The 24799-nt window shown below is 71.9% G+C and carries 20 protein-coding genes and 1 rRNA gene; 15 read left to right on the forward strand and 6 right to left on the reverse strand.

Annotated features, from left to right (window positions below; all coding sequences use genetic code 11):
• Nucleotides 1-93 (forward strand): 5S ribosomal RNA (gene rrf, locus ACWD3C_RS31255); the annotation flags it as partial.
• Nucleotides 94-211: 118 nt separating this feature from the next.
• On the opposite strand, the gene ACWD3C_RS31260 is transcribed toward rrf, so the two are convergent.
• Nucleotides 212-1018, reverse strand: coding sequence for a hypothetical protein (locus ACWD3C_RS31260; protein WP_451149587.1), 807 nt, complete (start codon nt 1016-1018; stop codon nt 212-214).
• 273 nt (nt 1019-1291) lie between these two features.
• On the opposite strand from ACWD3C_RS31260, the gene ACWD3C_RS31265 reads away from it, so the two are divergent.
• The gene (locus ACWD3C_RS31265; protein ID WP_451149583.1) at nt 1292-2059 is read left to right on the forward strand and encodes a hypothetical protein; all 768 of its coding nucleotides are present in this window, start codon (nt 1292-1294) and stop codon (nt 2057-2059) included.
• 82 nt (nt 2060-2141) lie between these two features.
• On the opposite strand, the gene ACWD3C_RS31270 is transcribed toward ACWD3C_RS31265, so the two are convergent.
• Complete coding sequence (locus tag ACWD3C_RS31270; RefSeq protein WP_451149530.1) at nt 2142-3431, reverse strand: DUF1015 domain-containing protein; 1290 nt, start codon at nt 3429-3431, stop codon at nt 2142-2144.
• A 74-nt stretch (nt 3432-3505) separates the two neighbouring features.
• On the opposite strand from ACWD3C_RS31270, the gene ACWD3C_RS31275 reads away from it, so the two are divergent.
• From ACWD3C_RS31275 to ACWD3C_RS31290, 4 genes are all read left to right on the forward strand, one after another.
• On the forward strand, nt 3506-4534 hold the full coding sequence (locus ACWD3C_RS31275) for an HAD hydrolase-like protein (RefSeq protein WP_451149531.1): 1029 nt from the start codon (nt 3506-3508) through the stop codon (nt 4532-4534).
• 156 nt (nt 4535-4690) lie between these two features.
• Nucleotides 4691-5737: a FecCD family ABC transporter permease gene (locus tag ACWD3C_RS31280; RefSeq protein WP_451149532.1), complete on the forward strand. Its 1047-nt coding sequence runs from the start codon at nt 4691-4693 to the stop codon at nt 5735-5737.
• Nucleotides 5738-5742: 5 nt separating this feature from the next.
• Nucleotides 5743-6792 (forward strand): FecCD family ABC transporter permease, encoded by a 1050-nt coding sequence (locus ACWD3C_RS31285; RefSeq protein ID WP_451149533.1) that lies wholly within the window; start codon nt 5743-5745, stop codon nt 6790-6792.
• A 138-nt stretch (nt 6793-6930) separates the two neighbouring features.
• Complete coding sequence (locus ACWD3C_RS31290) at nt 6931-7764, forward strand: ABC transporter ATP-binding protein (protein WP_451149534.1); 834 nt, start codon at nt 6931-6933, stop codon at nt 7762-7764.
• On the opposite strand, the gene ACWD3C_RS31295 is transcribed toward ACWD3C_RS31290, so the two are convergent.
• Nucleotides 7748-8095, reverse strand: coding sequence for an SCP2 sterol-binding domain-containing protein (locus ACWD3C_RS31295; RefSeq protein WP_451149535.1), 348 nt, complete (start codon nt 8093-8095; stop codon nt 7748-7750). The two genes, ACWD3C_RS31290 and ACWD3C_RS31295, sit on opposite strands and share 17 nt — an antisense overlap.
• A 42-nt stretch (nt 8096-8137) precedes the next feature.
• Between ACWD3C_RS31295 and ACWD3C_RS31300 the strand changes: the two genes are divergently transcribed.
• The 5 genes from ACWD3C_RS31300 (at nt 8138) to ACWD3C_RS31320 (ending at nt 13662) form a co-directional block, all read left to right on the forward strand.
• A complete protein-coding gene (locus tag ACWD3C_RS31300) occupies nt 8138-8479 on the forward strand; it encodes a hypothetical protein (protein WP_451149536.1) in 342 nt (113 codons plus the stop codon).
• A gap of 55 nt (nt 8480-8534) precedes the next feature.
• A complete protein-coding gene (locus ACWD3C_RS31305; RefSeq protein WP_451149537.1) occupies nt 8535-9350 on the forward strand; it encodes a TlyA family RNA methyltransferase in 816 nt (271 codons plus the stop codon).
• Nucleotides 9347-10252: an NAD kinase gene (locus ACWD3C_RS31310; protein WP_451149538.1), complete on the forward strand. Its 906-nt coding sequence runs from the start codon at nt 9347-9349 to the stop codon at nt 10250-10252. Before ACWD3C_RS31305 ends, ACWD3C_RS31310 begins: the two co-directional genes overlap by 4 nt.
• Before the next feature lie 230 nt (nt 10253-10482).
• Nucleotides 10483-12213: a DNA repair protein RecN gene (recN, locus tag ACWD3C_RS31315; protein ID WP_451149539.1), complete on the forward strand. Its 1731-nt coding sequence runs from the start codon at nt 10483-10485 to the stop codon at nt 12211-12213.
• A 327-nt stretch (nt 12214-12540) separates the two neighbouring features.
• A complete protein-coding gene (locus tag ACWD3C_RS31320; protein WP_451149540.1) occupies nt 12541-13662 on the forward strand; it encodes a glycosyltransferase family 4 protein in 1122 nt (373 codons plus the stop codon).
• Nucleotides 13663-13684: 22 nt separating this feature from the next.
• Here ACWD3C_RS31320 and ACWD3C_RS31325 read toward each other — a convergent pair whose 3' ends face one another.
• Entirely contained in the window at nt 13685-15334 is a 1650-nt protein-coding gene (locus tag ACWD3C_RS31325) for a PucR family transcriptional regulator (protein WP_451149541.1), read from the reverse strand.
• 45 nt (nt 15335-15379) lie between these two features.
• Here ACWD3C_RS31325 and ACWD3C_RS31330 point away from each other — a divergent pair, with 45 nt between their 5' ends.
• Nucleotides 15380-15715, forward strand: coding sequence for a hypothetical protein (locus ACWD3C_RS31330; RefSeq protein ID WP_451149542.1), 336 nt, complete (start codon nt 15380-15382; stop codon nt 15713-15715).
• A gap of 399 nt (nt 15716-16114) precedes the next feature.
• On the opposite strand, the gene ACWD3C_RS31335 is transcribed toward ACWD3C_RS31330, so the two are convergent.
• Together ACWD3C_RS31335 and ACWD3C_RS31340 are read right to left on the reverse strand one after the other, a co-directional pair.
• On the reverse strand, nt 16115-17497 hold the full coding sequence (locus ACWD3C_RS31335; protein WP_451149543.1) for an FAD-binding oxidoreductase: 1383 nt from the start codon (nt 17495-17497) through the stop codon (nt 16115-16117).
• 219 nt (nt 17498-17716) lie between these two features.
• Nucleotides 17717-19519 (reverse strand): glycoside hydrolase family 15 protein, encoded by a 1803-nt coding sequence (locus ACWD3C_RS31340; protein WP_451149544.1) that lies wholly within the window; start codon nt 19517-19519, stop codon nt 17717-17719.
• Nucleotides 19520-20053: 534 nt separating this feature from the next.
• Here ACWD3C_RS31340 and ACWD3C_RS31345 point away from each other — a divergent pair.
• From ACWD3C_RS31345 to ACWD3C_RS31355, 3 genes are all read left to right on the forward strand, one after another.
• On the forward strand, nt 20054-21721 hold the full coding sequence (locus ACWD3C_RS31345; RefSeq protein ID WP_451149545.1) for a CTP synthase: 1668 nt from the start codon (nt 20054-20056) through the stop codon (nt 21719-21721).
• 81 nt (nt 21722-21802) lie between these two features.
• Entirely contained in the window at nt 21803-22429 is a 627-nt protein-coding gene (locus ACWD3C_RS31350) for an NUDIX domain-containing protein (RefSeq protein WP_451149546.1), read from the forward strand.
• A gap of 215 nt (nt 22430-22644) precedes the next feature.
• Nucleotides 22645-24726: a tetratricopeptide repeat protein gene (locus ACWD3C_RS31355; protein WP_451149547.1), complete on the forward strand. Its 2082-nt coding sequence runs from the start codon at nt 22645-22647 to the stop codon at nt 24724-24726.
• The last annotated feature ends 73 nt before the right edge of the window (nt 24727-24799 follow it).

A 24799-nucleotide genomic window follows, 5' to 3' on the forward strand; every position in this document is an offset into this window, starting at 1 on the left:
ACGCCCGGTTACATTCCGAACCCGGAAGCTAAGCCTTACAGCGCCGATGGTACTGCAGGGGGGACCCTGTGGGAGAGTAGGACACCGCCGAACAATCTTTGGAGGACCCCTGGTCCCAGCGTTCAGCTGGGACCAGGGGTCCTTTTTGTTTTTCCAGAGCGCGCTGGGTACCCGGCTGCGCGAGAATGACTTGTGGTACCGAAGACAGGAGTCACCGATGTCCACCAACTCTCCCGACGAGCGTCCGGAGCGCGATCAGCGCCGCCGGGACAGTGGTGACCGTGGCGGGTACCGGGGCGGTCCGCGGCGTGACAACGACCGCGGTGGCCACGGCCGACGCGATGCACGTGACGGACGTGACGACAACCGTGGTGATCGCGGTGGCTACCGTGGGCGTGATGACCGTCGCGAGGGAGACCGGGGATCCCGGCCGGCATTCCGGCGCGACGATCGTCCCAGTGGGCCGCGTCGTGATGACCGGGACCGAGACCGGGATCGGGATCGGGATCGGGGTCAGGACCGTGGTTTCCGGCGTGACGGGGACCGCCCGGCCTTCCGCCGCGACGATCGCCGGGACGACCGGCGTGACGGGGATCGTGGTGGGTACGGTCGGCGCGACGACGACCGCGGTGGACACGGCGGTCGGCGTGATGACCGTCCCGCTTTCCGCCGTGACGACCGCAGGGATGATCGGCGGGACGACCGGCGCGACAGCGGTGACCGTGGTGGTTTCCGCGGCCGGGACGACCGAGGCGGCCGGGACCGGGACCGCGGTTTCCGCCGTGACGGGGACCGCCCTTCGTACCGCCGCGACGACGAGCGCGGCGGCTACCGTGGGCGCGACGACCGGCGGAGCGATGACCGTGGCGGTCGTCCTGCCTTCCGGCGCGACGACCGTAGGGACGATCGCCGTGACGACCGGCGCGATGATCGCCGTGAGGGGGACCGTCCCCCCTTCCGCCGCGATGACCGGGGTGATCGCGGTGATCGCGGTGACTTCCGCCGTCAGGACCGTCACGACCGCGGCGATCGTGGCGACTTCCGTCGCGACGACCGTGGTGACCGTCGGGACAGCGACCGTGGTGGTTTCCGTCGTGATGACAGCCGTGGCGAGCGTGGCGGATTCCGTGGCCGTGACGACCGCGGCCGTGGCCCCCGCCGTGACGACCGTGGCGGTCGCCCCGGTGCCGGTGGCTTCAGGGGCCGGGACGACCGGCGAGGTGGCGGTGGTGGCCGCTTCCGTGATGAGCGGGACCGTGACCGGGACAGGGACCGTGAGCCGATCAAGCGGCTGCCGATCCCCGAGGACGTCACGGGCGAGGAGATCGACAAGGACGTACGACAGGAACTGCAGAGCCTGCCCAAGACGCTCGCGGACGATGTCGCCAAGAACCTGGTGATGGTCGCCCGCCTCATCGACGAGGACCCCGAGGGCGCGTACGGCTACTCCAGGGTCGCCCTGCGGCTGGCCTCGCGCGTCGCCGCCGTACGGGAAGCGGCCGGCTTCGCCGCGTACGCGAACCAGAAGTACAGCGAGGCGCTCGCCGAGTTCCGGGCCGCGCGGCGGATGACCGGGAACGTGGACCTGTGGCCGGTCATGGCCGACTGTGAGCGCGGTCTCGGGCGGCCCGAGAAGGCGTTGGACATGGCCGGGGCGCCCGAGGTGAACAAGCTGGACAAGGCCGGGCAGGTCGAGATGCGGCTCGTGGTGGCCGGGGCGCGGCGGGACATGGGGCAGCTCGACGCGGCCATCGTGACCCTGCAGAGCCCCGAGCTGGCCTCCAGCTCCGTACAGCCGTGGACGGCGCGTCTGCGGTACGCGTACGCCGACGCGCTCCTCGAAGCCGGGCGGCAGGACGAGGCGCGTGAGTGGTTCGCCAAGGCTGTCGAGGCCGACAAGGACGGCAGCACGGACGCGTCGGACCGGCTCGCGGAACTGGACGGGGTCGAGTTCGTCGACGCCCTTGATGAAGGCGAGACGCCGACGGAGATCGAAGTCGACCGTGAGCCCACCGACGGCTTCGCCGAGTCCGAGGCCGAGGTCGACGACGAGGACTAGGACGACGACAAAGGCTGACGGCAGCGAGAACGCCCGAAAGGGGCGGAATCCCACATCTCGGGGATTCCGCCCCTTTCGCGTTTCAGTGCGTCAGCGCGCGCAGCACCAGCCCCGTCGCCGGCTTCGGGCCGAACGACGTCGATTTGCGGGGCATGGTGACGCCCTGGCGGGCGAGGTCGCGTACGACGTCCTCGCGGACCGGGTGGAGGAGGACGGCCGTACCGCCGTCGCGCTCGGCCTTTTCGACGGTGGCAGCCGTGTCGTGGATGTAGGAGATGTGGGCCGGGGAGTCCTCGGGGATGTGCCAGACGTGGTCGAGCAGGGCGGAGTGCAGGACCGTCGCGTCCAGGGCGCGCCAGGCTTCGGGGCGGTCGGCGGGGATCGTACGGGCGAGGAGGTCCGGGGACGGGCGGTCCAGGAGGTGGAAGGCGCCGTCGCCCGCGAGGAGGAAGGCGTTGCCGGTGCGGGCCGCGTCGGCGAGGGCTTCCAGGGCTTCGGGGAGGGAAGCGTCGAGGTGGCGTACGCGGAAGAGGCCGGAGACGGCGGACAGGGCGTCCGGGACCGGCAGTTGAGGGAGGAGGCGGTGGATCGCGCGGACGCGGAGGGGGTAGCGGGCGGTGTCGACCAGGAGGACCAGGCCGTAGTCCCAGGGGCTGGGAGAGGGGTGCTCCGCGCGTAGACGCAGATACGTCGCCCAGCGGTGGTGGCCGTCGGCGATGAGTGCCTGGTGGCGGGCGAGGTCCGACTGGATCTCGGCCAGGTCGGCCGGGTCCGTTATCGACCACAGGCGGTGGCTGAAGCCGTCCTCCGTGGTCGTGGAGAGCAGCGGGGGGCGCTCCGTGGCGCGCTCCATGACGGCGGTCGCGCCGGCCGCCGAGCCGTTGCCGCGGTAGGTCAGGAGGAGGGGTTCGAGATTGGCGGAGGTGGCGCGCATCAGGGCCGCGCGGTCGGCGATGACGTGCGGCATGACGTCTTCGTGGGGGAGGACCACCCCGTCGGAGGGTTCCGACAGGCGCAGGGCGCCGATGATGCCGCGCTGGAGCATGCTGTCGTCGCGCTGCTCGTAGACGTACAGGCCCGGTTCGGTGTCCGTGGTGAGGACGCCCTCGGAGAGCCAGCGGTGGAGGGTGTCGGCCGCCTTCTCGTTGCGGGCTGTGGGGGTCGTTGCCTGGGGGAGTATCAGGCGGACGATGTTGTGCGGGTGGGCGGATTCGAGGTGGAGCAGGCCGTCCGGTCGTACGACGACGTCGTACGGCGGTGACGTCACGGCGGCCAGGCTGCCGACGCGGTCGGGGTCGTAGCGCAAGCCACGGAAGGGGGTCAGTTCAAGGCCCATGCGTGCCGGTACGTCCCCGGTACCTGCGGTGTTCATTGATGCATCGTAAGTGTGTCAGTGGCGTGGGGGATGATCGGGGGAACGGGATCGACAGCGAGGAGCGATGTGCGATGAGCCAGACCGTCAGGACGCGGCCCGAGGGCAGTGTGCGGGCCCTGAGCGAGGCCTACGACACGGCGCTGCTCGACCTGGACGGGGTGGTGTACGCGGGAGGGCAGGCGATCGCGTACGCCGTCGAGTCGCTCGGCACGGCCCGCGCGGGCGGGATGCACCTCGCGTACGTCACGAACAACGCGCTGCGGACGCCCGACACCGTGGCCGCACACCTCACGGAGCTGGGGATACCGACGGAGGCCGGTGACGTCATCACCTCGGCGCAGGCCGTGGCCCGGCTGATCAGTGAGCAGGTGCCCACGGGCGCGCGGGTGCTGGTCATCGGCGGTGAAGGGCTGCGGGTGGCGCTGCGTGAGCGGGGGCTGGAGCCCGTCGAGTCGGCTGACGACGATCCGGTGGCCGTGGTGCAGGGGTACGGCGGGCCCGAGCTGCCGTGGGGGCGGTTCGCGGAGGCGTGCTACGCGATCGCGCGCGGGGTGCCGTGGTTTGCGTCCAACACTGACCTGACCATTCCAGGTGCGCGGGGGATCGCGCCCGGGAACGGGGCGGCGGTCGAGGTCGTGCGGATAGCCACCGGTGCCGAGCCTCGCGTGGCGGGCAAGCCGCTGCCCCCGATGCACCGGGAGACGATCCTGCGGACCGGTGCCGAGCGGCCGCTCGTGGTCGGGGACCGGCTGGACACGGACATCGAGGGGGCGTTCAACGGCGAGGTGGACTCCCTGCTCGTGCTGACCGGGGTGACCGACGGCGCGCAGCTGCTGGCCGCGCCGCCGCGGCACCGGCCGACGTACGTCGACGCCGATCTGCGCGGGATGCTCACCGGGCAGCCGGACGTCGTGGAGTCGGGCGACGGATTCAGCTGCGGTGGCTGGACGGCGACCGCCGGGGGCGACCGGCTGGACCTCGCCGGCGAGGGCGAGGCGCTCGACGGTCTGCGGGCACTGTGCGCGGCGGCCTGGACGGCGGCGGGGGACGGCTCCTGCGGACTGGACGGGGGGAAGGCGTTGGCGCGACTGGGACTTTGAGGCTCTGAAGCCGCAGAGGCCTTAAGGGGGCTCAGAGGGCTCTGAGGTGGTGCTCGACTCTCGGCCGCGCGGCCCGGTCGTGCAGGTCAGCGAGTACGGGACCGAACCAACGAGTACGGGATCGAGCAAAAGGAGAGGGTAGGCTAACCTAACCGGGTGTTGGTCGACAGCCCACCTGAACAACCGCGCGCGGAGACCGCCCCCGCGCCACCGAACCGCCGGGCGATACGTGCCGTTGGGCTCCTCGTGTCCACCGCGATCCTCGTGCTCGTCGCGCTGGCGAGCATTGCGATCGGCGCGAAGGAGCTCTCGCTGGAGCAGGTCTGGCACGGCCTGTTCCAGGACACGGGCACCTACGGCGACGTGGTGGTCGGCGAGCGGATCTCGCGGACATTCCTCGGTCTGCTCGCCGGGGCCGCGCTCGGGCTGTCCGGTGCCGTGCTCCAGGCGCTCACCCGCAACCCGCTGGCCGACCCCGGACTGCTCGGCATCAACGCGGGCGCGTCCGCCGCGGTCGTCACCGCCATCTCGTTCCTCGGGGTCACCTCGCTGAGCGGCTACGTCTGGTTCGCGTTCTTCGGCGCGGCCGCGGTCGGGGCGCTGGTCTGGCTACTGGGCGGCAGCCGGGGGGCGACGCCGGTGCGGCTCGCGCTCGCGGGGACCGCGATCAGCGCCGCGCTCTACGGCTATCTGCAGGCCGTGATGATCATGGATGACGCGGCGCTCGGCAAGATGCGCTTCTGGACGGTCGGTTCGCTGTCCTCGGCGACCAACGAGCAGATCGTCCAGGTCCTGCCGTTCCTCGTGGTCGGCACGGTCGTCGCGCTGCTCCTCGCCCGCCCCCTGAACGCCATGGCCATGGGCGACGACACCGCCCGCGCGCTCGGCGCCAACCTGAACCGCACCCGCGCGCTGTCCATGGCCGCCGCCACCGTGCTGTGCGGGGCCGCGACCGCCGCCTGCGGGCCGATCGCCTTCGTCGGGCTGATGATCCCGCACGTCGTACGGTCCTTCACCGGGCCCGACCTGCGCTGGATCCTGCCGTACGCGACGATCCTGTCGCCCGTGCTGCTGCTCGGTGCCGACGTCGCCGGGCGGATCGTCGCGCGCCCGTCGGAGCTGCAGGTCGGCATCGTCACCGCGGTCCTCGGCGGCCCGGTCTTCATCTTTCTCGTACGGCGGCGGAGGACGGCCCAGCTGTGAAGGTCATGACCAAGCCCGCCCTGCGCAACCGGACCGTGCGCACCCCGGGCGGCCTCTCGGCCCGCCTGGACGTGCGGGCGTTCACCGTCGTCGTCCTGCTGCTCCTGGCCGCGCTCGCCGCGAGTGTCGTCCTGATCGGCACCGGCGACTACCCGATCTCGTCCGGCGATGTCCTCAAGACCCTGGCGGGCGGCGGCGATCCGGGCCAGGAGCTCATCGTCAACGATCTGCGGCTGCCGCGGGTGCTGGTGGGTCTGCTGGTCGGGGCCTCGCTCGGGCTCGGCGGGGCGCTGTTCCAGGCCATCTCCCGCAATCCGCTGGGCAGTCCGGACATCCTCGGCCTCGGTCAGGGCTCGACGGTCGGGGCGCTCGTCGTGATCGTGCTGTTCTCGGGAGACGCGGACGCGGTCGCCCTCGGGGCGCTGGTCGGCGGTCTGGGGACCGGGCTCGCGATCTATCTGCTCGCCTGGAAGCGGGGCGTGCACGGTTACCGGCTGGTCCTGGTCGGCATCGGTGTCTCCGCGATCCTCACCGCGGTCAACGGCTACCTGATCACCAAGGCCGACCTCGTCGACGCGGCCCGCGCGGTCGTGTGGATGACCGGGTCCCTCAACGGCCGTGACTGGGACCAGGTCTGGCCGCTGCTCTGGCTGTGCGCGGTCCTCGTGCCGCTGGTCCTGGGCAACGCGCGCGGGCTGCGGATGATGGAGATGGGCGACGACGTGTCGTACGCCCTCGGGGTGCGCGTCGAGCGCGTACGGCTGCTGCTGTTGCTGTCGGCCGTGCTGCTCACCGCCGGGGCCACCGCGGCCGCCGGACCGGTCGCCTTCGTCGCGCTCACCGCACCGCAGCTCGCCCGGCGGCTGACCCGCTCACCGGGGCCGAACCTGGTGTCCTCCATGTGCATGGGCGCGACCCTGCTGATCGTCGCCGACTGGGCCTCGCAACGGGCCTTCGGCTCCGACCAGTTGCCCGTGGGCGTCGTGACCGGAGTGCTGGGCGGTGTCTATCTGCTCTGGCTGCTGGTCATAGAGCGGAAGGCGGGGCGGATGTGAGCGGGTCGGACATGAGCACGGCGGATATGAGCGGGCCGGAAATGAGCGGGTCGGTCATGCGCGAGCCGGACGAGACAGCGGACGCGAGCCGGACGAGACAGCGGACGCGAGCCGGACGAGAACAACAAGAGGAGCACTGTGAACCGCCTGTCCGCCGCCAACGTCACCCTCGGCTACGACCAGCGCGTCATCGCGGAGAACCTGTCGGTGGAGATACCCGACAACTCCTTCACCGTGATCGTCGGCCCCAACGCCTGCGGCAAGTCCACGCTGCTGCGCGCCCTGTCGCGGATGCTCAAGCCGGCCGAGGGGCGGGTCCTGCTCGACGGGCAGGTCATCCAGTCGATGCCCGCGAAGAAGGTCGCGCGGACCCTCGGCCTGCTCCCGCAGTCGTCCATCGCGCCCGACGGGATCACGGTCGGCGACCTGGTGGGCCGCGGCCGCTACCCGCACCAAGGGCTGCTGCGGCAGTGGTCGACCGAGGACGAGCGGGTCGTACGGGAGTCGATGGAGTCCACCGGGGTCGCCGAACTGGCCGATCGGTACGTCGACGAGCTCTCCGGCGGTCAGCGGCAGCGGGTCTGGATCGCCATGGCGCTCGCCCAGCAGACGCCGCTGCTGCTCCTCGACGAGCCGACCACCTACCTGGACATCCAGCACCAGATCGACGTCCTCGACCTGTGCGCCGAACTCCACGAGGAGCAGGGGCGGACCCTGGTGGCGGTGCTGCACGACCTCAACCACGCCGCCCGGTACGCCACCCACCTCATCGCCCTGCGCGGCGGCGCGGTCGTCGCCGAGGGCGCCCCCTCCGACATCGTCACCGCCGAGCTGGTCGAGGAGGTCTTCGGGCTGCGCTGCCAGGTCATCGACGACCCGGAGACGGGGACGCCGCTGGTGGTGCCGGCGGCACGCAAGGCACGCGTGCGCGTGGCGGCCGAAGAACGCGAGATGGCTAAAGAAGCTTCCTGAGACGGAACAGGTCCCGCAGACCGGCCTCCAGCTTGACGCGGCCGGCGCCCCAGGCCTTCGCGAAGTTCAGCTCGCCGTCGACCATCGCGACCAGGTCGTCGCCGTTCATCGTGAGTCTGATCTCGGCCTTCTCGCGCGGCGGCCCCTGGAGCGTGTCCGTGACCTCGATCCGGCCGCCCTTGAGGCGGCCGACGAAGGTGATGTCGAGGTCGGTGATACGGCAGCTCAGCGAGCGGTCCAGGGACACCGCCTCGCGTACGTCCCCTTCGGCGCCCGCCATGTTGTCCGAGAGCTTGTCGAGTGCGCTGCGGCACTCCTCAATCGTGGCCATCGCGATCGACGGTACCGCAGGGCTTCGCGGTAGCGTCGGGGCATGAACGACTCTGTGACCGAGGCCGCTCCGGCGCCCGAACCGGAGGCCGGGACCGAGGGACGCGAGGACGAGGGAGCGACCGGGCCGGAGCTTGTGGTCGAGCCCGAGCCCGAGTACGACCCCGCCGCCTCCGCGCCGCTGAACGTGGTCCGCACCCCGACCGGCAACGCTGACGTGGACGCCCGGCTGGAGCGGCTGGGCGACGCGGACCACCTCGCCACGGACGGACACGTCGAGGTGTACGAGGATGTACACGAGGGGCTGCGCGACGCGCTCACCGCGCTCGACGCCCGGCCGGGACCTCCGGGTCCCACCCGTCACCCGACCACCGCCCCTCAATGAGACCCTCGGGTCACACCTTTGGGATTGCCGTACCAACACAGGAGCTGAACCGAACGTGGCAGGAGTGGCACGACGCCGTCTCGACGCCGAGCTGGTCCGCCGGAAGCTCGCGCGCTCGCGCGAGCACGCCGGCCAGCTGATCGCCGCCGGGCGGGTCGCCGTCGGCAAGACCGTCGCGACCAAGCCCGCCACGCAGGTGGAGACCGCGGCCGCCATCGTGGTCGCACAGGACGACAGCGACCCCGACTACGTGTCCAGAGGCGGCCACAAGCTCGCCGGCGCGCTGAAGGCCTTCGTACCCGAGGGACTGCTCGTCGAGGGGCGAAGGGCGCTGGACGCCGGCGCCTCCACCGGCGGCTTCACCGATGTCCTGCTGCGGGCGGGGGCCGCGCACGTCGTCGCCGTGGACGTCGGATACGGACAACTCGCCTGGTCTCTCCGGAGCGATGAACGCGTCACCGTCAAGGACCGTACGAACGTACGCGAGTTGACGCTCGAAGCGATCGATGGGGAGCCAGTGGATCTTGTTGTGGGGGATCTGTCGTTCATCCCGCTCGGACTGGTGCTGCCCGCCCTGGTGCGGTGCGCGAAACCGGACGCCGATCTGGTGATGATGGTCAAGCCGCAGTTCGAGGTGGGCAGGGAACGGCTCGGGAGCGGCGGAGTCGTCCGCAGTCCAGAGCTGCGTGCCGAGGCCGTGCGCGCGGTGGCCGGGAGCGCGGAGGAACTGGGGCTCGGGGTGAAGGGCGTGACGGCCAGCCCGCTGCCCGGGCCCTCGGGCAATGTCGAGTACTTTCTGTGGCTGCGTGCCGGGTCACCCGCGCTGGACCCGGCCGACGTCGACCGTGCAGTGGCGGAGGGGCCGCGTTGACCGAGACCCGAGCTCGTACTGTTTTCCTGCTGGCCCACACCGGGCGGCCGGCAGCCATCCGAAGCGCCGAACTCGTGGTGCAGGGGTTGCTGCGCTCCGGGCTCGGCGTACGGGTCCTGGAGGCGGAGGCGCGCAATCTGCCGCTGCCGGAATCCGTGGAACTGGTCAAGGAGGCCACTCCGCAGTGCCTCGACGGGTGCGAACTGCTGATCGTCCTCGGCGGTGACGGCACCCTGCTGCGCGGCGCCGAGTTCGCCCGTGCCTCCGGGGTGCCGATGCTCGGCGTCAACCTCGGGCGCGTCGGCTTCCTCGCGGAGGCCGAGCGCGACGACCTCGACAAGGTTGTCGACCGGGTCGTGACCAAGGCGTACGAGGTCGAGGAGCGCATGACCGTCGACGTCGTCGTCCACCAGAACGGCGACATCGTGCACACGGACTGGGCCCTGAACGAGGCGGCCGTGCAGAAGGCCGGCGCCGAGAAACTGCTCGAAGTCGTGCTGGAGATCGACGGACGGCCGGTGACCGGGTTCGGGTGCGACGGGATCGTGCTGTCCACTCCGACCGGGTCGACCGCGTACGCCTTCTCGGCAGGAGGGCCCGTGGTGTGGCCCGAGGTCGAGGCGCTGCTGATGGTGCCGATCAGTGCGCATGCGTTGTTCGCGAAGCCGTTGGTGACTTCGCCGGATTCCGTGTTGGCGGTGGAGGTGCTGCCTCATATTCCGCCGGGGGTTCTGTGGTGTGACGGGCGGCGGACTGTGGAGTTGCCGCCCGGGGCGCGGGTGGAGGTGCGGAGGGGGGCTGTGCCGGTGCGGTTGGCTCGGTTGCACCATGCGTCGTTCACGGATCGGTTGGTGGCGAAGTTCGCGTTGCCGGTTTCTGGGTGGCGGGGGGCGCCGCACTAGGCGTACGGCGCCCCGGGAATCCCCGCGTGGGCGGGGAGCAGGGCATCCGGAACTCGTCCAGCACGGAAACGACCGGACCATCCCCGCGTGCACGGGGAGCTGTCCGGTCAACGAGCAGACCGGCCGAGGGTGACGCCCGGTCCGTGTCGCCGCCGCAGCGACCAGCGTCTTCGTTCATGAGGACGGGGCGGCATCGCATCGGACCGGGAAAACCTCGTATGGTCAGGGGCGTGCTGGAGGAAATGCGGATACGGTCGCTCGGAGTCATCGACGACGCGGTTGTCGAGCTGTCACCCGGCTTCACCGCCGTGACAGGTGAGACCGGTGCGGGCAAGACCATGGTGGTCACCAGCCTCGGTCTGCTGCTGGGCGGGCGCGCGGATGCGGCACTCGTGCGGATCGGGTCGAAGAACGCGGTCGTGGAGGGGCGGATCGCCGTACCCGAGGGTGCCTCGGCGGTCGTGCGGGCCGAGGAGGCAGGGGCCGAACTCGACGACGGGGCGCTGCTGATCAGCCGTACCGTTTCCGCCGAGGGGCGGTCGCGGGCGCATCTGGGCGGGCGTTCCGTGCCGGTGGGTGTGCTGGCCGAGCTGGCGGACGAACTGGTGGCGGTGCATGGGCAGACCGATCAGCAGGGGCTGTTGAAGCTCTCCCGGCAGCGGCAGGCGCTCGACCGGTACGCCGGGGACGCGGTGGCCGTACCGCTGGCCAAGTACGGGGAGGCGTACCGGCGGCTGCGGGCCGTCTCCGTCGAGCTCGAAGAGATCACCACGCGCGCGCGTGAGCGGGCCCAGGAAGCCGACATGCTGCGGTACGGGCTCGACGAGATCGCGGGCGTGGAGCCGCGCTCCGGCGAGGACGTGGAGCTGGCCGAGGAGGCCGAGCGGCTGGGGCACGCGGAGGCGCTGGCGTCCGCCGCGACGGCCGCACACGCCGCGCTCGCGGGCAATCCGGAGGACCCGGAGGGCGTGGACGCCTCGACGCTCGTCGCGGGCGCGCACCGGGTGCTGGAGGCGGTGCGGTCGCACGATCCGGCGCTGGCCCCGCTCGCCGACCGGATCGGGGAGATCGGGATTCTGCTGGGCGATGTGGCGGGGGAGCTGGCGGGGTACGCCGACGATCTGGACGCCGATCCGCTGCGGCTGGCGGCGGTCGAGGAGCGGCGGGCGGCGCTGACCGGGCTCACGCGGAAGTACGGCGAGGACGTGGGCGCCGTACTGGCGTGGGCCGAGCAGAGCGCCCAGCGGCTCACCGAACTCGACGGCGACGACGAGCGGATCGAGGAGCTGACCGCCGAGCGCGATGCCCTGCGGGCCGAACTGGGCGGGCTGGCACAGGCGTTGACCGACGCCCGGCGGGAGGCCGCCGAGCGGTTCGCCGCCGCCGTCACCGCCGAGCTGGCCTCGCTGGCCATGCCCCACGCGCGCGTGTCCTTCGACATCCGGCAGACCGACGACCCCGAGGGCGTCGAGGTCGGCGGTCGCACGGTCGCGTACGGGCCCTCCGGCGCCGACGAGGTCGAACTGCTCCTCGCCCCGCACCCGGGTGCGCCGCCGCGGCCCATCGCCAAGGGGGCGTCCGGTGGTGAGCTGTCGCGGGTGATGCTCGCCGTCGAGGTCGTCTTCGCCGGGAACGACCCGGTGCCCACGTATCTCTTCGACGAGGTCGACGCGGGTGTCGGCGGCAAGGCCGCGGTGGAGATCGGGCGGCGGCTGGCGCGGCTCGCGAAGACGGCGCAGGTCGTGGTCGTCACGCATCTGCCGCAGGTGGCCGCCTTCGCCGACCGGCAGTTGCTGGTGGAGAAGACGAACGACGGGTCCGTCACGCGGTCCGGGGTCAAGGCGCTGGAGGGTGAGGAACGGATTCGGGAGCTGTCCCGGATGCTTGCCGGGCAGGAGGACTCCGAGACCGCGCGGGCCCATGCGGAGGAGTTGCTGGCGACGGCTCGGGCGGACGGGTAGGGCGCGGACGGGTGGGGCTGTGCGCCGCTCCGTATCGCTCTGCCGTTGGTGAGCCGGGGTAGGCGGACCGGCGCTTTTGAGCCACCCCGGACTCAACACACCTCACGCGTCAACCCAATACCGTGAGTCACTCATGTGGGTGAGCTTGCGCGCCGGGTTGCCCCGTTCCCACGCGGGCTCACGGCCTCCGCGGTGCCGTAACACCCCCACAACCTGGCATCCTTGACGTAGTACGCGGAAGCGCGTCGTGTGGTCCACCCCCCGCCGCTCGATCCTTCTGTACGTTTCTTCGTGACCGTCCGACGCCGAACCAGGAGCCCCGGCCACGTGAGCAGCCACTCGCCGCCCGGCCAATCGCCGCTGCGTACCGTGCAAGTGCTCGGGGGCGGCAGTGCGGGCAGCAGCACGCATGTGCGGTCGCTGGCGTCGGGACTCGTCGCCCGGGGTGTACGGGTCACCGTGTGCGCGCCCACGGAGGCGGACGCGGCGTATGACTTCAGCGGCGTCGGTGCCGTACACGTTCCGGTGCCCCGGAGCAGTGATCCCGCCTCCGTGACCGCCCTGCGGATGGCCTGCGCGGATGCCGACCTCGTGCACGCGCACGGGCTGCACGCCGCGTTCCGGGCCTCCCTCGCGCTCAGTGGGCGGCGGACCCCGTTCGTCGTCACCTGGCATTCGCGGGCGCAGGCCGAGGGAGCGCGGGGACATCTGCTGCGGATACTGGAGCGGCGGGTGGCCAGGGCCGCCTCTGTCGTGCTCGGCGCCTCCTCCGACCTGGTCGACCGGGCGCGGAACCGGGGTGCGCGGGACGCCCGGCTCGCGGCCGTCGCCCTGCCCGTGCCGCGCCGGTCCGACGACGACGCCGAGCGCCTGCGGCCCAAGGCGCGGGCCGAACTCGGGGCCACGGGCAGGCCGTTGCTCATGTCCGTCGGGACCCTTGACCGCAACCGGGGATACGAGACATTGCTGGAGGCGGCGCGCGCCTGGCGCGGGCTCGACCCCGTTCCGTTGCTCGTGATCGCGGGGGAGGGGCCTCTCCGGAGTGTGCTGCAGGCGCGCATCGAGGACGAGGAGCTCCCCGTGCGGCTCGTCGGGCGGCGCGACGACGTCTCCGAGCTGATCGCCGCCGCCGATCTCGCGGTGCTGCCGAGCAGTTGGGAGTCCCGTTCCGTCCTCGCGCAGGAGGCCCTCCACGCGCGCGTGCCGCTCGTCGCGGCCGCCACCGGCGGTATCCCCGAACTCGTCGGCGACGCGGCCGAACTCGTTCCGCACGGCGACGCGGCGGCCCTCGCCGAGGCGGTCGTACGGCTCCTCGGTGATCCCGAGCGCTGCGAGATCCTCGGGGAGAGAGGCATCCGGCAGGCCGCCACCTGGCCGACCGAGGACGAGACCGTCGCCCAAGTGCTCAGCGTCTACGACGAGTTGACGCAGCCCCGCCCCTTTACGTAGCCGCCATCTCGCATGGCCCCGGTCAGGGCACATGCCTCCGCGCCCGCAGTGCCAGGCTCAACGCCAGTACCGTCTGCGGATCGTCGAGGTCCGTGCCCAGCAACTCGCCGATCCTCGCCAGGCGGTTGTAGAGCGTCTGCCGGTTCAGGTGCAGCTCGCGTGCCGTCTCCGCCTTGCGGCCCGCGTGGGCCAAGTACGTCTCCAGCGTGGGCAGGAGCGGTGGCTTGGAGCGGCGGTCGTGTTCGCGGAGCGGGCCGATCGCGCGGTCGACGAAGGCGGCCAGGTCGGGGTGGTCGCGCAGGCGCCACAGCAGCAGGTCGATGTCGAGGCGGCGGGCGTCGTACCAGGGGCGGTCGGACAGGCCGTGGGCGGCCGTGGCCGTCTCCGCCGCGTGCCGCAGTCCCGCCGAGGCCGCCGCCCAGCCGCCGGCCACGCCGACCACCACGACGGGCGGCGGGGCGCCGGGCCGCCGCATGCCCGCGCGCTCCACGCCCGCCCGCAGCGCCGCCGCGACCCGGTCGGCCACGGCCGGGCGCTCCGACTCCGAGCGCAGGCCCACCAGCAGCGGGACCCGGCCCTCGACCGGTCGTACGCCCAGCAGCACGGGCACCCCCACCGAGGCCAGCTCCTCCGCGACCGCGCGCGCCAGGACCGCCCAGCCGCCGCCCGGTGACAGGCCGTCCGTCAGCCGCATCACGATGGGCAGCAGCGGGCCGCTGCCCGGCTTGAAGCCCAGCACACGCGCCTGCGCGGGCGCGTCCTCGGCCTTGATGCGGCCCTCGGCGAGGTCGGTGAGGAAGTCGCCGCGGCCCCGGGCGGCGAGCTCCTCCTCCTGGCGGGCCTGCATCAGGACGACGGCGAGGATGCCCGCGGCCCGCTCGGCGGCCATCCGGTGCACGGGGGCCAGGGGAGCGCGGACGGGCAGGAGGACCAGCCGGGCCCGTACCCCACCCGTGCCGGGGCCGCCGCCCGGGACCTCCACGAGGGTCGTCCCGGCGGGCGGCTCGTCCTTGTGCTGGCCGCGCAGCCCCTCCCAGACCTGAAGCGGGTCGGCGCCCGCGGGCCCGGCCCCGGCGGCGTACAGGAGCTGGCCGTCGGCTGTCTCCAGGAAGACCGGGTTGCCGCTGAAGTCCGCCAGGATGTCCAGGACCTGGGGGATTCCGCCGCCGCCGAGCAGGGCTTCGGTGCAGCGCCGGTGGACCTCCTCGGCGCGCTGGAGAAGCGCGTAGTGGCCGTTGACGATCTCGGTGTGGATCTCCTCGGTGACGGTCACGAAGGGCACTTCACGGTGCAGCTGGACAAGGGGCAGCCCCGCCGAGCGGGCCGTCTCGACGAGGGCGGCGGGCAGGCGGGTGAAGCGCGGGCCCAGCTCGATGACGAGGGCCGCGATGCCGCGTTCGGCGAGGGTGCGGACGAAGGCGCGCTGCTCGGCCGGGCGGGTGCCGAGGCTGTAGCCGGTCATCAGGAGCAGTTCGCCGCCCTTGAGGAGCGAGGCGATGTGCGGGACCTCACCGGCGTGCACCCAGCGCACGGTCCGCTCCAGCCGGTCGGCGCCGGCCAGGATCTCCGGCAGCCCGCCGCGCAGCCCGGGCAGCTCCAGCGCCCGCCGTACGGTGATCCCGCCCTCGGCGTCGTGGCTCTCATGGATGTCGCGGCTGTCACGGGTGTCCATGAAGCGGACGCTACCTGCGGGCGCGCCCCGGGAACATCTCCACCCGTGACGGGAACGATCACCGCAGCCTGCCCGCCTGCCCGCCTGCCCGCCGCTTGGCGTCGCGCACTCCGCACGCCTGCCGCACTGCGCGGGACCCGACCCGGTGAGGCGGTGGAACTGGCGGCGGCCGGTGCCGACCCCGACACCCTGGTGCGGGCACTGCCGCCGCAGGCCGCGGGCGCCGTCGGCCTGGCCGGCGACCTCGACACCGTACGCACCCGCCTCGACGCCTACGCCAAGGCCGGCCTCGACGAGATCGCCCTCGTCCCGGCCACGGCTGCCGATCCCGGCGGGGAGCGGACGCTGACGGGGCTGGCGGAGGTGCTCGGGTCCGGCTGATGCTGTGGCCGGGCGGAGGACGTTACTGGGGCGTCCCGGTCTTCGCAGCGGCTGGGCGTGGGGTGTTCGCGGTGCGAGGGTGGTACGGCGCGGGTTGGTGCCTGTGGGTGGGGGCTCGGGCGGGGGTGGTGGTGTGGTTGTGCGGGGCATGTTGTGTGGGTCGTGTTTGGTCTGCGCGGCGGTCGGGCGTGGGGTGTTCGCGGTGCCGAGGCTCGCGCGGTGGGTTGGTGTCTGTGGGTGGGGGCTCGGGCGGGGGTGGTGGTGTGGTTGTGCGGGGCATGTTGTGTGGGTCGTGCCTGGTCTTCGGGGCGGCCAGGCATCCGGCGTTCTTGTCGTCGAGGCCGTACGGCCGGTCGGCGCCGATGTGGGTGCGCTCGCGCGAGGGCGCAGACGGGGGGCTCAGACGGGCTTGATGTTGTGGTTGAAGCGGAACACGTTGTCCGGGTCGTACTCGGTCTTCACGGCGGCCAGGCGCCCGTGGTTCTCGGCACCCAGGCCCGCCATGACCCGGTCGGTGCCCTCGTTGCCGATGAAGTTCAGGTAGACCGCGCCGGAGCTCCATGGCTGCGCCTCGGCGCGGACGTTCCGTACCCACTGGACGCAGCGCTCGTCGTCGGCCGGGTCCTCCCAGATGCCGAAGGGGTGCACGGCCCAGGGCGAGTCCCGGTACGGCACCGGGTACTCGGCCGGGCCGTCGGCGATCGCGCCGCCCTGCGGGAGCAGTACGTGCTGGGTTCCGGTGGGCACGGGCATCGAGTCGGCAAGGGCGCAGTAGACGTCCACCCACTCGTCCGGCAGACCGGTCAGATACTCGGCCGACCAGTAGTTCCGCATCCCCGGCGGGTCGTCGATCATGCACTGGACGTCCGCGTACGGCATCGCCCCGACGATCTCCGCCTCGTGCGGCAGCGCCAGCAGCGGTTGGGCGACCTTGCGCATGTCGTCCTCGGTGCCCGCGTACGTCAGGAGCGCGGCGCAGGTGAGCTTGCCCACCAGGTGCGGGGGGACGAACTCCTCGGGCGGGCCGGTGATGTAGAGGATGGCGCCGCCCGCCTCCACCGGGCCGGCCTCGATGACCTCACGGTACAGGCGCACCACATCGGGGCCGTACTGCGGCAGGTACAGCGGCATGGCGACGGCGAACGCGGGCAGCTCGTGCAGCCTGAGGGTCAGCGCGGTGGCGATGCCGAAGTTGCCGCCGCCGCCGTGCAGCGCCCAGAACAGCTCCGGGTTCTCCTCGGCGCTCGCCCGGACCGTACGGCCGTCGGCGGTCACCAGTTCGACGCCGAGCAGGTTGTCGACGGCGAGCCCGAACGCCCGGTCCAGCCAGCCGCTGCCGCCGCCCAGTACGAAGCCGCCGACGCCGGTGGTGGAGGCCCGGCCGCCGGTGGTCGCGAGGCCGAACGGTTCGGTGGCGCGGTCCAGGTGGCTCATCGTGGCGCCGCCCTCGACCCGTACGGTCATCGACCCGGGACGGACCGTGACCGTGTGCATCCGGCGCAGGTCGACGACCAGGCCGTTGTCGTTCACCGCCATGCCGGCCACGCTGTGCCCGCCGCCGCGCACCGCGATCCGCAGGTCCAGGTCCCGCGCGAAGCGCACCGAGCGGACGACGTCGGCCTCGGTCTCGCACTGCGCGATGACGGCGGGACGCCGGTCGATCATCGCGTTGAAGACGGCCCGGGTGTCGTCGTACCCCGGATCACCGGGGGTGAGGACCTCGCCGACCAGATCCTCGCGCAGCGCGGCCAGTGCCGCGCCCGCCTTCGAAAGGGGAGCCATGGCAGCCGCCCCCTCTCACCAGGGACAGGACTCCTCCCAGGCTAGGGCCTGTCCGATCGGTCCTGTCGAGAGCGAGAGAGTGGTCGCAAGCGCTTGCACCAGGTGGGCCGCACACGTGCCCCTCGGGCAAGCGCTTGCCCGAGCCGCACACATGCTCCTGTGCAAGCGCTTGCCCGACCCACCGCATGAGCCCCGGTCCGCCGCCGTACGCGGCCGGAATCAGCCCCCGTACGCCCCCGAAGCCGTCAGCCGCAGGGCCGTGTCGATGAGCGGGACATGGCTGAACGCCTGCGGGAAGTTGCCCACCTGGCGCTTCAGGCTCGGATCCCACTCCTCCGCGAGCAGGCCCAGGTCGTTGCGCAGGGCCAGGAGCTTCTCGAAGAGCTTGCGGGCCTCGTCCACGCGGCCGATCATCGCGAGGTCGTCCGCCATCCAGAACGAGCAGGCCAGGAACGCGCCCTCGTCGCCCGGCAGCCCGTCCACGCCCTCGTCCGCGCCCGAGGTCGGGTAGCGCAGGATGAACCCGTCCGTGGTGGACAGCTCGCGCTGGATGGCCTCGATCGTGCCGATCACCCGCTTGTCGTCCGGCGGCAGGAAGCCCACCTGCGGGATCAGCAGCAGCGAGGCGTCCAGTTCCTTGGAGCCGTACGACTGCGTGAACGTGTTGCGCTCCTTGTCGTAGCCCCGCTCGCACACGTCCCGGTGGATGTCGTCGCGCAACTCGCGCCACTTCTCCAGCGGGCCGTCCGCGTCGCCGGACTCGATGAGCTTGATCGTGCGGTCCACCGCGACCCACGCCATGACCTTGGAGTGCACGAAGTGGCGGCGCGGCCCGCGCACCTCCCAGATGCCCTCGTCCGGCTCGTCCCAGTGGTCCTCCAGGTAGCGGATCAGCTTCAGCTGGAGCAGGGCCGCGTAGTCGTTGCGGGCCAGGCCCGTCATATGGGCCAGGTGCAGGGCCTCGGTGACCTCGCCGTACACGTCCAGCTGGAGCTGGTGCGCGGCGCCGTTGCCGACCCGGACCGGCGCCGAGGCCTCGTAGCCGGGCAGCCAGTCCAACTCGGCCTCGCCCAGCTCCCGTTCACCCGCGATGCCGTACATGATCTGCAGGTTCTCGGGGTCGCCGGCGACCGCGCGCAGCAGCCATTCGCGCCAGGCGCGGGCCTCCTCGCGGTAGCCGGTGCGCAGCAGCGAGGACAGGGTGATGGCCGCGTCGCGCAGCCAGGTGTAGCGGTAGTCCCAGTTGCGGACGCCGCCGACGTGCTCGGGGAGGGACGTCGTGGGGGCCGCCACGATGCCGCCGGTGGGGGCGTACGTCAGGGCCTTCAGCGTGATCAGGGAGCGGATCACCGCCTCGCGGTAGGGCCCGTGGTACGTGCACTGCTCCACCCACTCGCGCCAGAACTCCTCGGCCGCCTCCAGCGACGGCTCCGGCTCCGGCAGCGGCGGCGGCTCCTTGTGCGAGGGCTGCCACGAGATGGTGAACGCGATCCGGTCACCCGGCGTCACCGTGAAGTCGGCGTACGTCGTCAGCGCCTTGCCGAAGGTCTCGACCTCGGTGTCGAACCAGACCGAGTCGGGGCCCGCGACGGCCACCGTGCGCCCCTCGTGCTTGTGCACCCAGGGCACGACCCGACCGTACGAGAAACGCATCCGCAGCGCCGAGCGCATCGGCACCCGGCCGCTCACGCCCTCCACGATCCGGATCAGCTGCGGGGCGCCGTCGCGCGGGGGCATGAAATCGGTCACACGGACCGTTCCGCGTGGTGTGTCCCACTCGGATTCCAGGATCAGCGAGTCGCCGCGGTACGAGCGCCGGGACGCCGTGGGCGGTTCCGCGTCGGTCGCGTGGGCCGGGCCCAGTCTCCAGAAGCCGTGTTCCTCCGTGCCGAGCAGTCCGGCGAAGACGGCATGGGAGTCGAAACGGGGCAGGCACAGCCAGTCCACCGTGCCGTCCCGGCAGACCAGCGCCGCTGTCTGCATGTCTCCGATGAGTGCGTAGTCTTCGATGCGCCCGGCCACGTGCTACTCCAGTCGAACGGCCACGTCGCCCCCCGAGGGGCGGTCGCTGTGCGGTCAAGGGACCCAGGGGATCAGTATCCAGAGTGATCCATGGGTGCGGTGTCATACGTCGTCGTACAACGATGCTCAACGGAATGAAGGCCTTCGTTGCTCAACGAACTGACGAGCTCTTGTTGTTCCGGGGACGGGCGGCGGGGGTGGTGCCGATCGCCGGCCGGGCTCGGCAGCGAGTGTCCGACGAGGATACGACGCTGCCCAGTGATCCGCGTGCCGCTCCCGGCAACGCGGGTGCGTCGAACGAGTGAGCCGACGGTGAGAATCTTGTGACTGTCGTACAAAGCTCGTGGCAGGGCGTGCGCGGAGCGTGGCCGGAAGCCATCTCGTCCGGGCGCTGATACGCTGGTAGCCCGTGGACCGGTGGGCGCCCCGACACCAGGCAGGGACCCCCGAACCGCAGCGACGGCACCCCGGAGACCTCGGTTCCGGCAGCCGCCCCGCACACCGAACCGCGACCACGGGAGCCCCCCTTTGGCCATGCCGCCCGCTGCTTTCCGAAACAGCACAGCCACGACGACCAAGCACATCTTCGTCACCGGGGGTGTCGCCTCCTCTCTCGGCAAGGGTCTCACCGCCTCCAGCCTCGGCATGCTGCTCAAGGCGCGGGGCCTGCGCGTCGTGATGCAGAAGCTCGACCCGTACCTGAACGTCGACCCGGGCACGATGAACCCCTTCCAGCACGGTGAGGTGTTCGTCACCAACGACGGCGCCGAGACCGACCTGGACATCGGACACTACGAGCGCTTCCTCGATCGTGACTTGGACGGCTCCGCCAATGTCACCACGGGCCAGGTCTACTCGACGGTGATCGCCAAGGAGCGGCGCGGCGAGTACCTCGGCGACACGGTCCAGGTCATCCCGCACATCACCAACGAGATCAAGCACCGCATCCGCCGCATGGCGACGGACGAGGTGGACGTCGTGATCACCGAGGTCGGGGGCACCGTCGGTGACATCGAGTCGCTGCCGTTCCTGGAGACCGTCCGCCAGGTCCGGCACGAGGTCGGCCGCGACAACGTCTTTGTGGTCCATATCTCCCTCCTGCCCTATATCGGACCCTCGGGAGAGCTGAAGACGAAGCCGACCCAGCACTCGGTTGCGGCGCTGCGGAACATCGGTATCCAGCCGGACGCGATCGTGCTGCGCTGCGACCGTGAGGTCCCCGCCGCGATCAAGCGCAAGATCTCCCTGATGTGCGACGTCGACGAGGCCGCCGTGGTCGCCTGCCCCGACGCCCGCTCGATCTACGACATCCCGAAGACCGTGCACGGCGAGGGCCTCGACGCCTACGTCGTCCGCAAGCTGGACCTGCCGTTCCGCGACGTGGACTGGACGACCTGGGACGACCTGCTCGACCGCGTCCACAACCCCCGGCACGAGATCACCATGGCGCTCGTCGGCAAGTACATCGACCTGCCCGACGCCTATCTCTCGGTCACCGAGGCCCTGCGCGCCGGCGGCTTCGCCAACAAGGCGCGCGTGAAGATCAAGTGGGTCACTTCGGACGACTGCAAGAGCCCGGCGGGCGCCGCCCAGCAGCTCGCCGACGTCGACGCGATCTGCATCCCCGGCGGCTTCGGCGACCGCGGCGTCTCCGGCAAGGTCGGCGCCATCCAGTACGCCCGCGAGAACCAGATCCCGCTGCTCGGCCTCTGCCTCGGCCTGCAGTGCATCGTGATCGACGCCGCACGCAACCTGGCCGACATCCCGGACGCCAACTCCACCGAGTTCGACGCCGCCACCGGCCACCCGGTCATCTCCACCATGGCCGAGCAGCTCGACATCGTCGCGGGCGAGGGCGACATGGGCGGAACGATGCGGCTGGGCATGTACCCGGCCAAGCTCGCCGAGGGCTCGATCGTGCGCGAGGTGTACGACGGCAAGGAGTACGTCGAGGAGCGGCACCGTCACCGCTACGAGGTGAACAACTCCTACCGCGCCGAGCTGGAGAAGAAGGCCGGACTCGTCTTCTCCGGGACCTCGCCCGACGGCAAGCTCGTCGAGTACGTCGAGTACCCGCGCGAGGTGCACCCGTACCTGGTCGCGACCCAGGCCCACCCCGAGCTGCGCTCGCGCCCGACCCGGCCGCACCCGCTGTTCGCGGGCCTGGTCAAGGCCGCTGTGGAACGCAAGACAGGGAAGTAGCGCGAGGGTTGTACGGTGGCCGGGGTGCGGGTCTTACGCGAGATGCGCCCCGGTTCTCGTGCACGTGTGGAAGGGCAGGGCATGACGATCAAGGACACTCCCGAGGAGTGGGAGGTCAAGGCGACCGCGACGCCGTTCACGGGCAACAAGACCTCCGTGCGCACCGACGACGTGGTCATGCCCGACGGTTCGGTGGTCCGCCGCGACTACCAGGTCCACCCCGGCTCCGTCGCCGTCCTCGCCCTCGACGAGGAGGAGCGCGTCCTGGTCATCCGCCAGTACCGCCACCCGGTGCGCCACAAGCTGTGGGAGATCCCCGCCGGTCTCCTCGACATCCCCGGCGAGAACCCGCTGCACGCCGCCCAGCGCGAGCTCTACGAGGAGGCGCACGTCAAGGCCGAGGACTGGCGGGTCCTCACGGACGTCTACACCACCCCCGGCGGCTGCGACGAGGCCGTACGGATCTTCCTCGCCCGCGATCTGTCCGAGGCCGACGGGCAGCGCTTCGAGGTGGAGGACGAGGAGTCCGACATGGAGCTGTCCCGGGTCCCGGTCGACGAGCTCGTACGCGGCGTCCTGGCCGGCGAGCTGCACAACAACTGCCTGGTGGTGGGCGTCCTCTCGCTGGTCGCCGCGCGGAACGGCGACGGGATCGGCGCGCTGCGCCCGGCGGAGGCGCCCTGGCCGGCGCGGCCGTTCCAGGTCTGAGCGACGGCCTGACACCCCTCTGACGCCTTTCCGACGCCACCAGACACTCGGCTGACGCCATTCCGACGCCGCCGGTCCTACGATCGCCTGATCCGATCGGGGGACGTGTCCGCCGTGCTCCGCCGGGATCGTCGCAGAGCGTGAACTAGGCTCTGCAAACGCCCGAACCGGAGTCCCGGCGGGCTTGCTCGTGCAGTGGGACGGGAGCGTGGCCCGTGACGGATCAGGCGGTCGACACGGAGAACACCAAGGTGTCCGGATCAGGGCGGACCCCGGCCGTCGAGGCCGCCCCCACGGACCGTCAGTTCCTCGGCCGCACACGGGAGTTGAAGGAACTCCGCGCCGATATCGAGCGCGCGGGCCTCGACACCATCGCCGGCCGCAAGGCGCCACGCGCGCGCGTGCTGCTCATCGCGGGCCGCCCCGGCTACGGCCGCACCGCGCTCGCCGAGGAACTCGTGCGGCAGGTCGCCGGGAGTTACCCCGACGGCGTACTGCGCGCCCGCCTCACCGAACCCGACGGCACCCGCGTACCGACCGAACACACGGCTCGCGAACTGCTCACCGAGCTCGACCGGCCGGCGCCCCCGGGTGCCGACGAGGACGACCTCGCCGCGGCACTGCGCGAGGCCCTCGCCGACCGCCGGGTGCTGATCCTGCTCGACGACGCGGCCGACGCCGAACAGGTCGACGCGCTGCTGCCGGACAGCCCCGAGTGCCTGCTCGTCGCGGTCTCCGAGGGGCCGCTGACCGGGATCGCCGACGTCCGCCCGTGCACCCTGGGCGGACTGGACACCAAGTCCGCGGTGGAACTGCTCGGCCGCTTCACCGGCTCGGTCCGCATCACCGTCGACCCGCGTGCCGCCGAGGGGCTCGCCGAGGAGTGCGCCGCCCAGCCCGCCGCGCTGACGCTCGCCGGGGGCTGGCTGGCCGCCCGGCCCACGGCCGCGGTCGACGACCTGGTCAAGCAGCTGCGCTCGGACGGGGGCGAGGGCCCGGTGCTGGCGCGCGTGTTCCGGCTCGCGTACGACGCCCTGCCGAGCCCCGCCGCCCGGATACTGCGACTGCTCGCGCTCGCCCCGGCCGGCCTGGTCGACCCGCACACCGCCTCCGCGCTCGCCGGCTGCTCGGTGCACGCGGCCCGCACCACGCTGGACGACTTCGTGGCGCTCGGGTTCCTCCACGCGGCCGACTCACCGCTGCCGCAGTACGAGGTCCCCGGCTGTCTGCAGCCGCTGCTGCACGGCCTCACCGAGAGCGTCGACCGCCCGGCCGAGCTCCAGCTGGCCCGCGCCCGGATGCTGGAGCGGGCCGTACGGCTCCTGCAGTCCTGCCGGGCGATCACGGAGACCGACAGCTCCCTGGCCCGCGAGAAACTCCTCGGCATGCCCAAGGCGCTGCGGTTCCCCAGCCCCCGGGCCGCCGAACAATGGCTGCGCGTCCGCCGCCCCGCGCTGCTCGCCGCCGCCCGGCTCGCGGTCGCCGACGGGGAGCTGGACACACTGGCCCGGCGGCTGATGTCCCAGCTGGTGCGGGCCATGGTCGCGCACTTCGGTACGCAGGCCGCCGCGCCCGACCTGTACGGCATCCACCGGCTCGTCCTGGACGTCGCCGAGCGCCGGAACCTGCCCCGCGAGCGCGCCGCCGCCCTGCTGAACCTCGGCGACCTGGACGCCGAGACCGGCCGTACGACCGAGGCGCTCGCGCGCTACCGGGCCGCGCTCGACTCCGGACGGGAGGCGAACGACCCGTATGCGACCGGCCGCGCGATGGAATCCGTGGGCGGCGCCCACCAGGAGCTGGAGGACTACGACCGGGCCGCCGACTGGTACGGCAGGGCGCTCGCGCAGCGGCTCGCCCGCGACGAGCGCGCCGAGGCGGCCCGGCTGTACGGCCGCATCGCCACCGCGCACACCTACGCGGGCCGCTACGGCGAGGCCCTGCGCAACTGGAGCTCGGCCCTCACCGGCTACCGCAGGCTGGGTGATGTGGCGGGCCAGGCAAGGGCGTTGAGCGAGATGGGGCGCGTCCAGGAGTACGCGGGCCGGCCCGAGGAGTCGCTGCACACCTGCCAGGAGGCCGTGGAGTGGGCGCGGCGTGCAGAGGACGTACGCCTCCAGGCCGCGCTGCACCTGCGGCTCGCCGACACCCTGGAGCGGCTCGGCGACCCCGCAGCGGCCCGGCTGCACCGGGGCGCCGCCGGGCGGATGCTGGGAGATGAGCTCCCGGACAGTGATCCGGAGGCGGAACAAGGAGCTAACGCCTACGAAATCCGTAGTACATCCGCCGAAGATTGACGCATTGAAAGGCTAGACAGAGGGAACGCCTTCATTAAACTGGCTCCGCCGCACCTTCTCCTGCGGTGTATCC

The sequence above is a fragment of the Streptomyces sp. NPDC002845 genome (assembly GCF_053591955.1).

Bases quoted from the DNA above. Each gene is read 5' to 3' on its own strand.
- ACWD3C_RS31270 (WP_451149530.1), bottom strand. From the start codon at position 3,431: ATGAACACCGCAGGTACCGGGGACGTACCGGCACGCATGGGCCTTGAA.
- ACWD3C_RS31275 (WP_451149531.1), top strand. From the start codon at position 3,506: ATGAGCCAGACCGTCAGGACGCGGCCCGAGGGCAGTGTGCGGGCCCTG.
- ACWD3C_RS31285 (WP_451149533.1), top strand. From the start codon at position 5,743: ATGACCAAGCCCGCCCTGCGCAACCGGACCGTGCGCACCCCGGGCGGC.
- ACWD3C_RS31295 (WP_451149535.1), bottom strand. From the start codon at position 8,095: ATGGCCACGATTGAGGAGTGCCGCAGCGCACTCGACAAGCTCTCGGAC.
- ACWD3C_RS31300 (WP_451149536.1), top strand. From the start codon at position 8,138: ATGAACGACTCTGTGACCGAGGCCGCTCCGGCGCCCGAACCGGAGGCC.
- ACWD3C_RS31325 (WP_451149541.1), bottom strand. From the start codon at position 15,334: ATGGACACCCGTGACAGCCGCGACATCCATGAGAGCCACGACGCCGAG.
- ACWD3C_RS31335 (WP_451149543.1), bottom strand. From the start codon at position 17,497: ATGGCTCCCCTTTCGAAGGCGGGCGCGGCACTGGCCGCGCTGCGCGAG.
- ACWD3C_RS31345 (WP_451149545.1), top strand. From the start codon at position 20,054: ATGCCGCCCGCTGCTTTCCGAAACAGCACAGCCACGACGACCAAGCAC.
- ACWD3C_RS31350 (WP_451149546.1), top strand. From the start codon at position 21,803: ATGACGATCAAGGACACTCCCGAGGAGTGGGAGGTCAAGGCGACCGCG.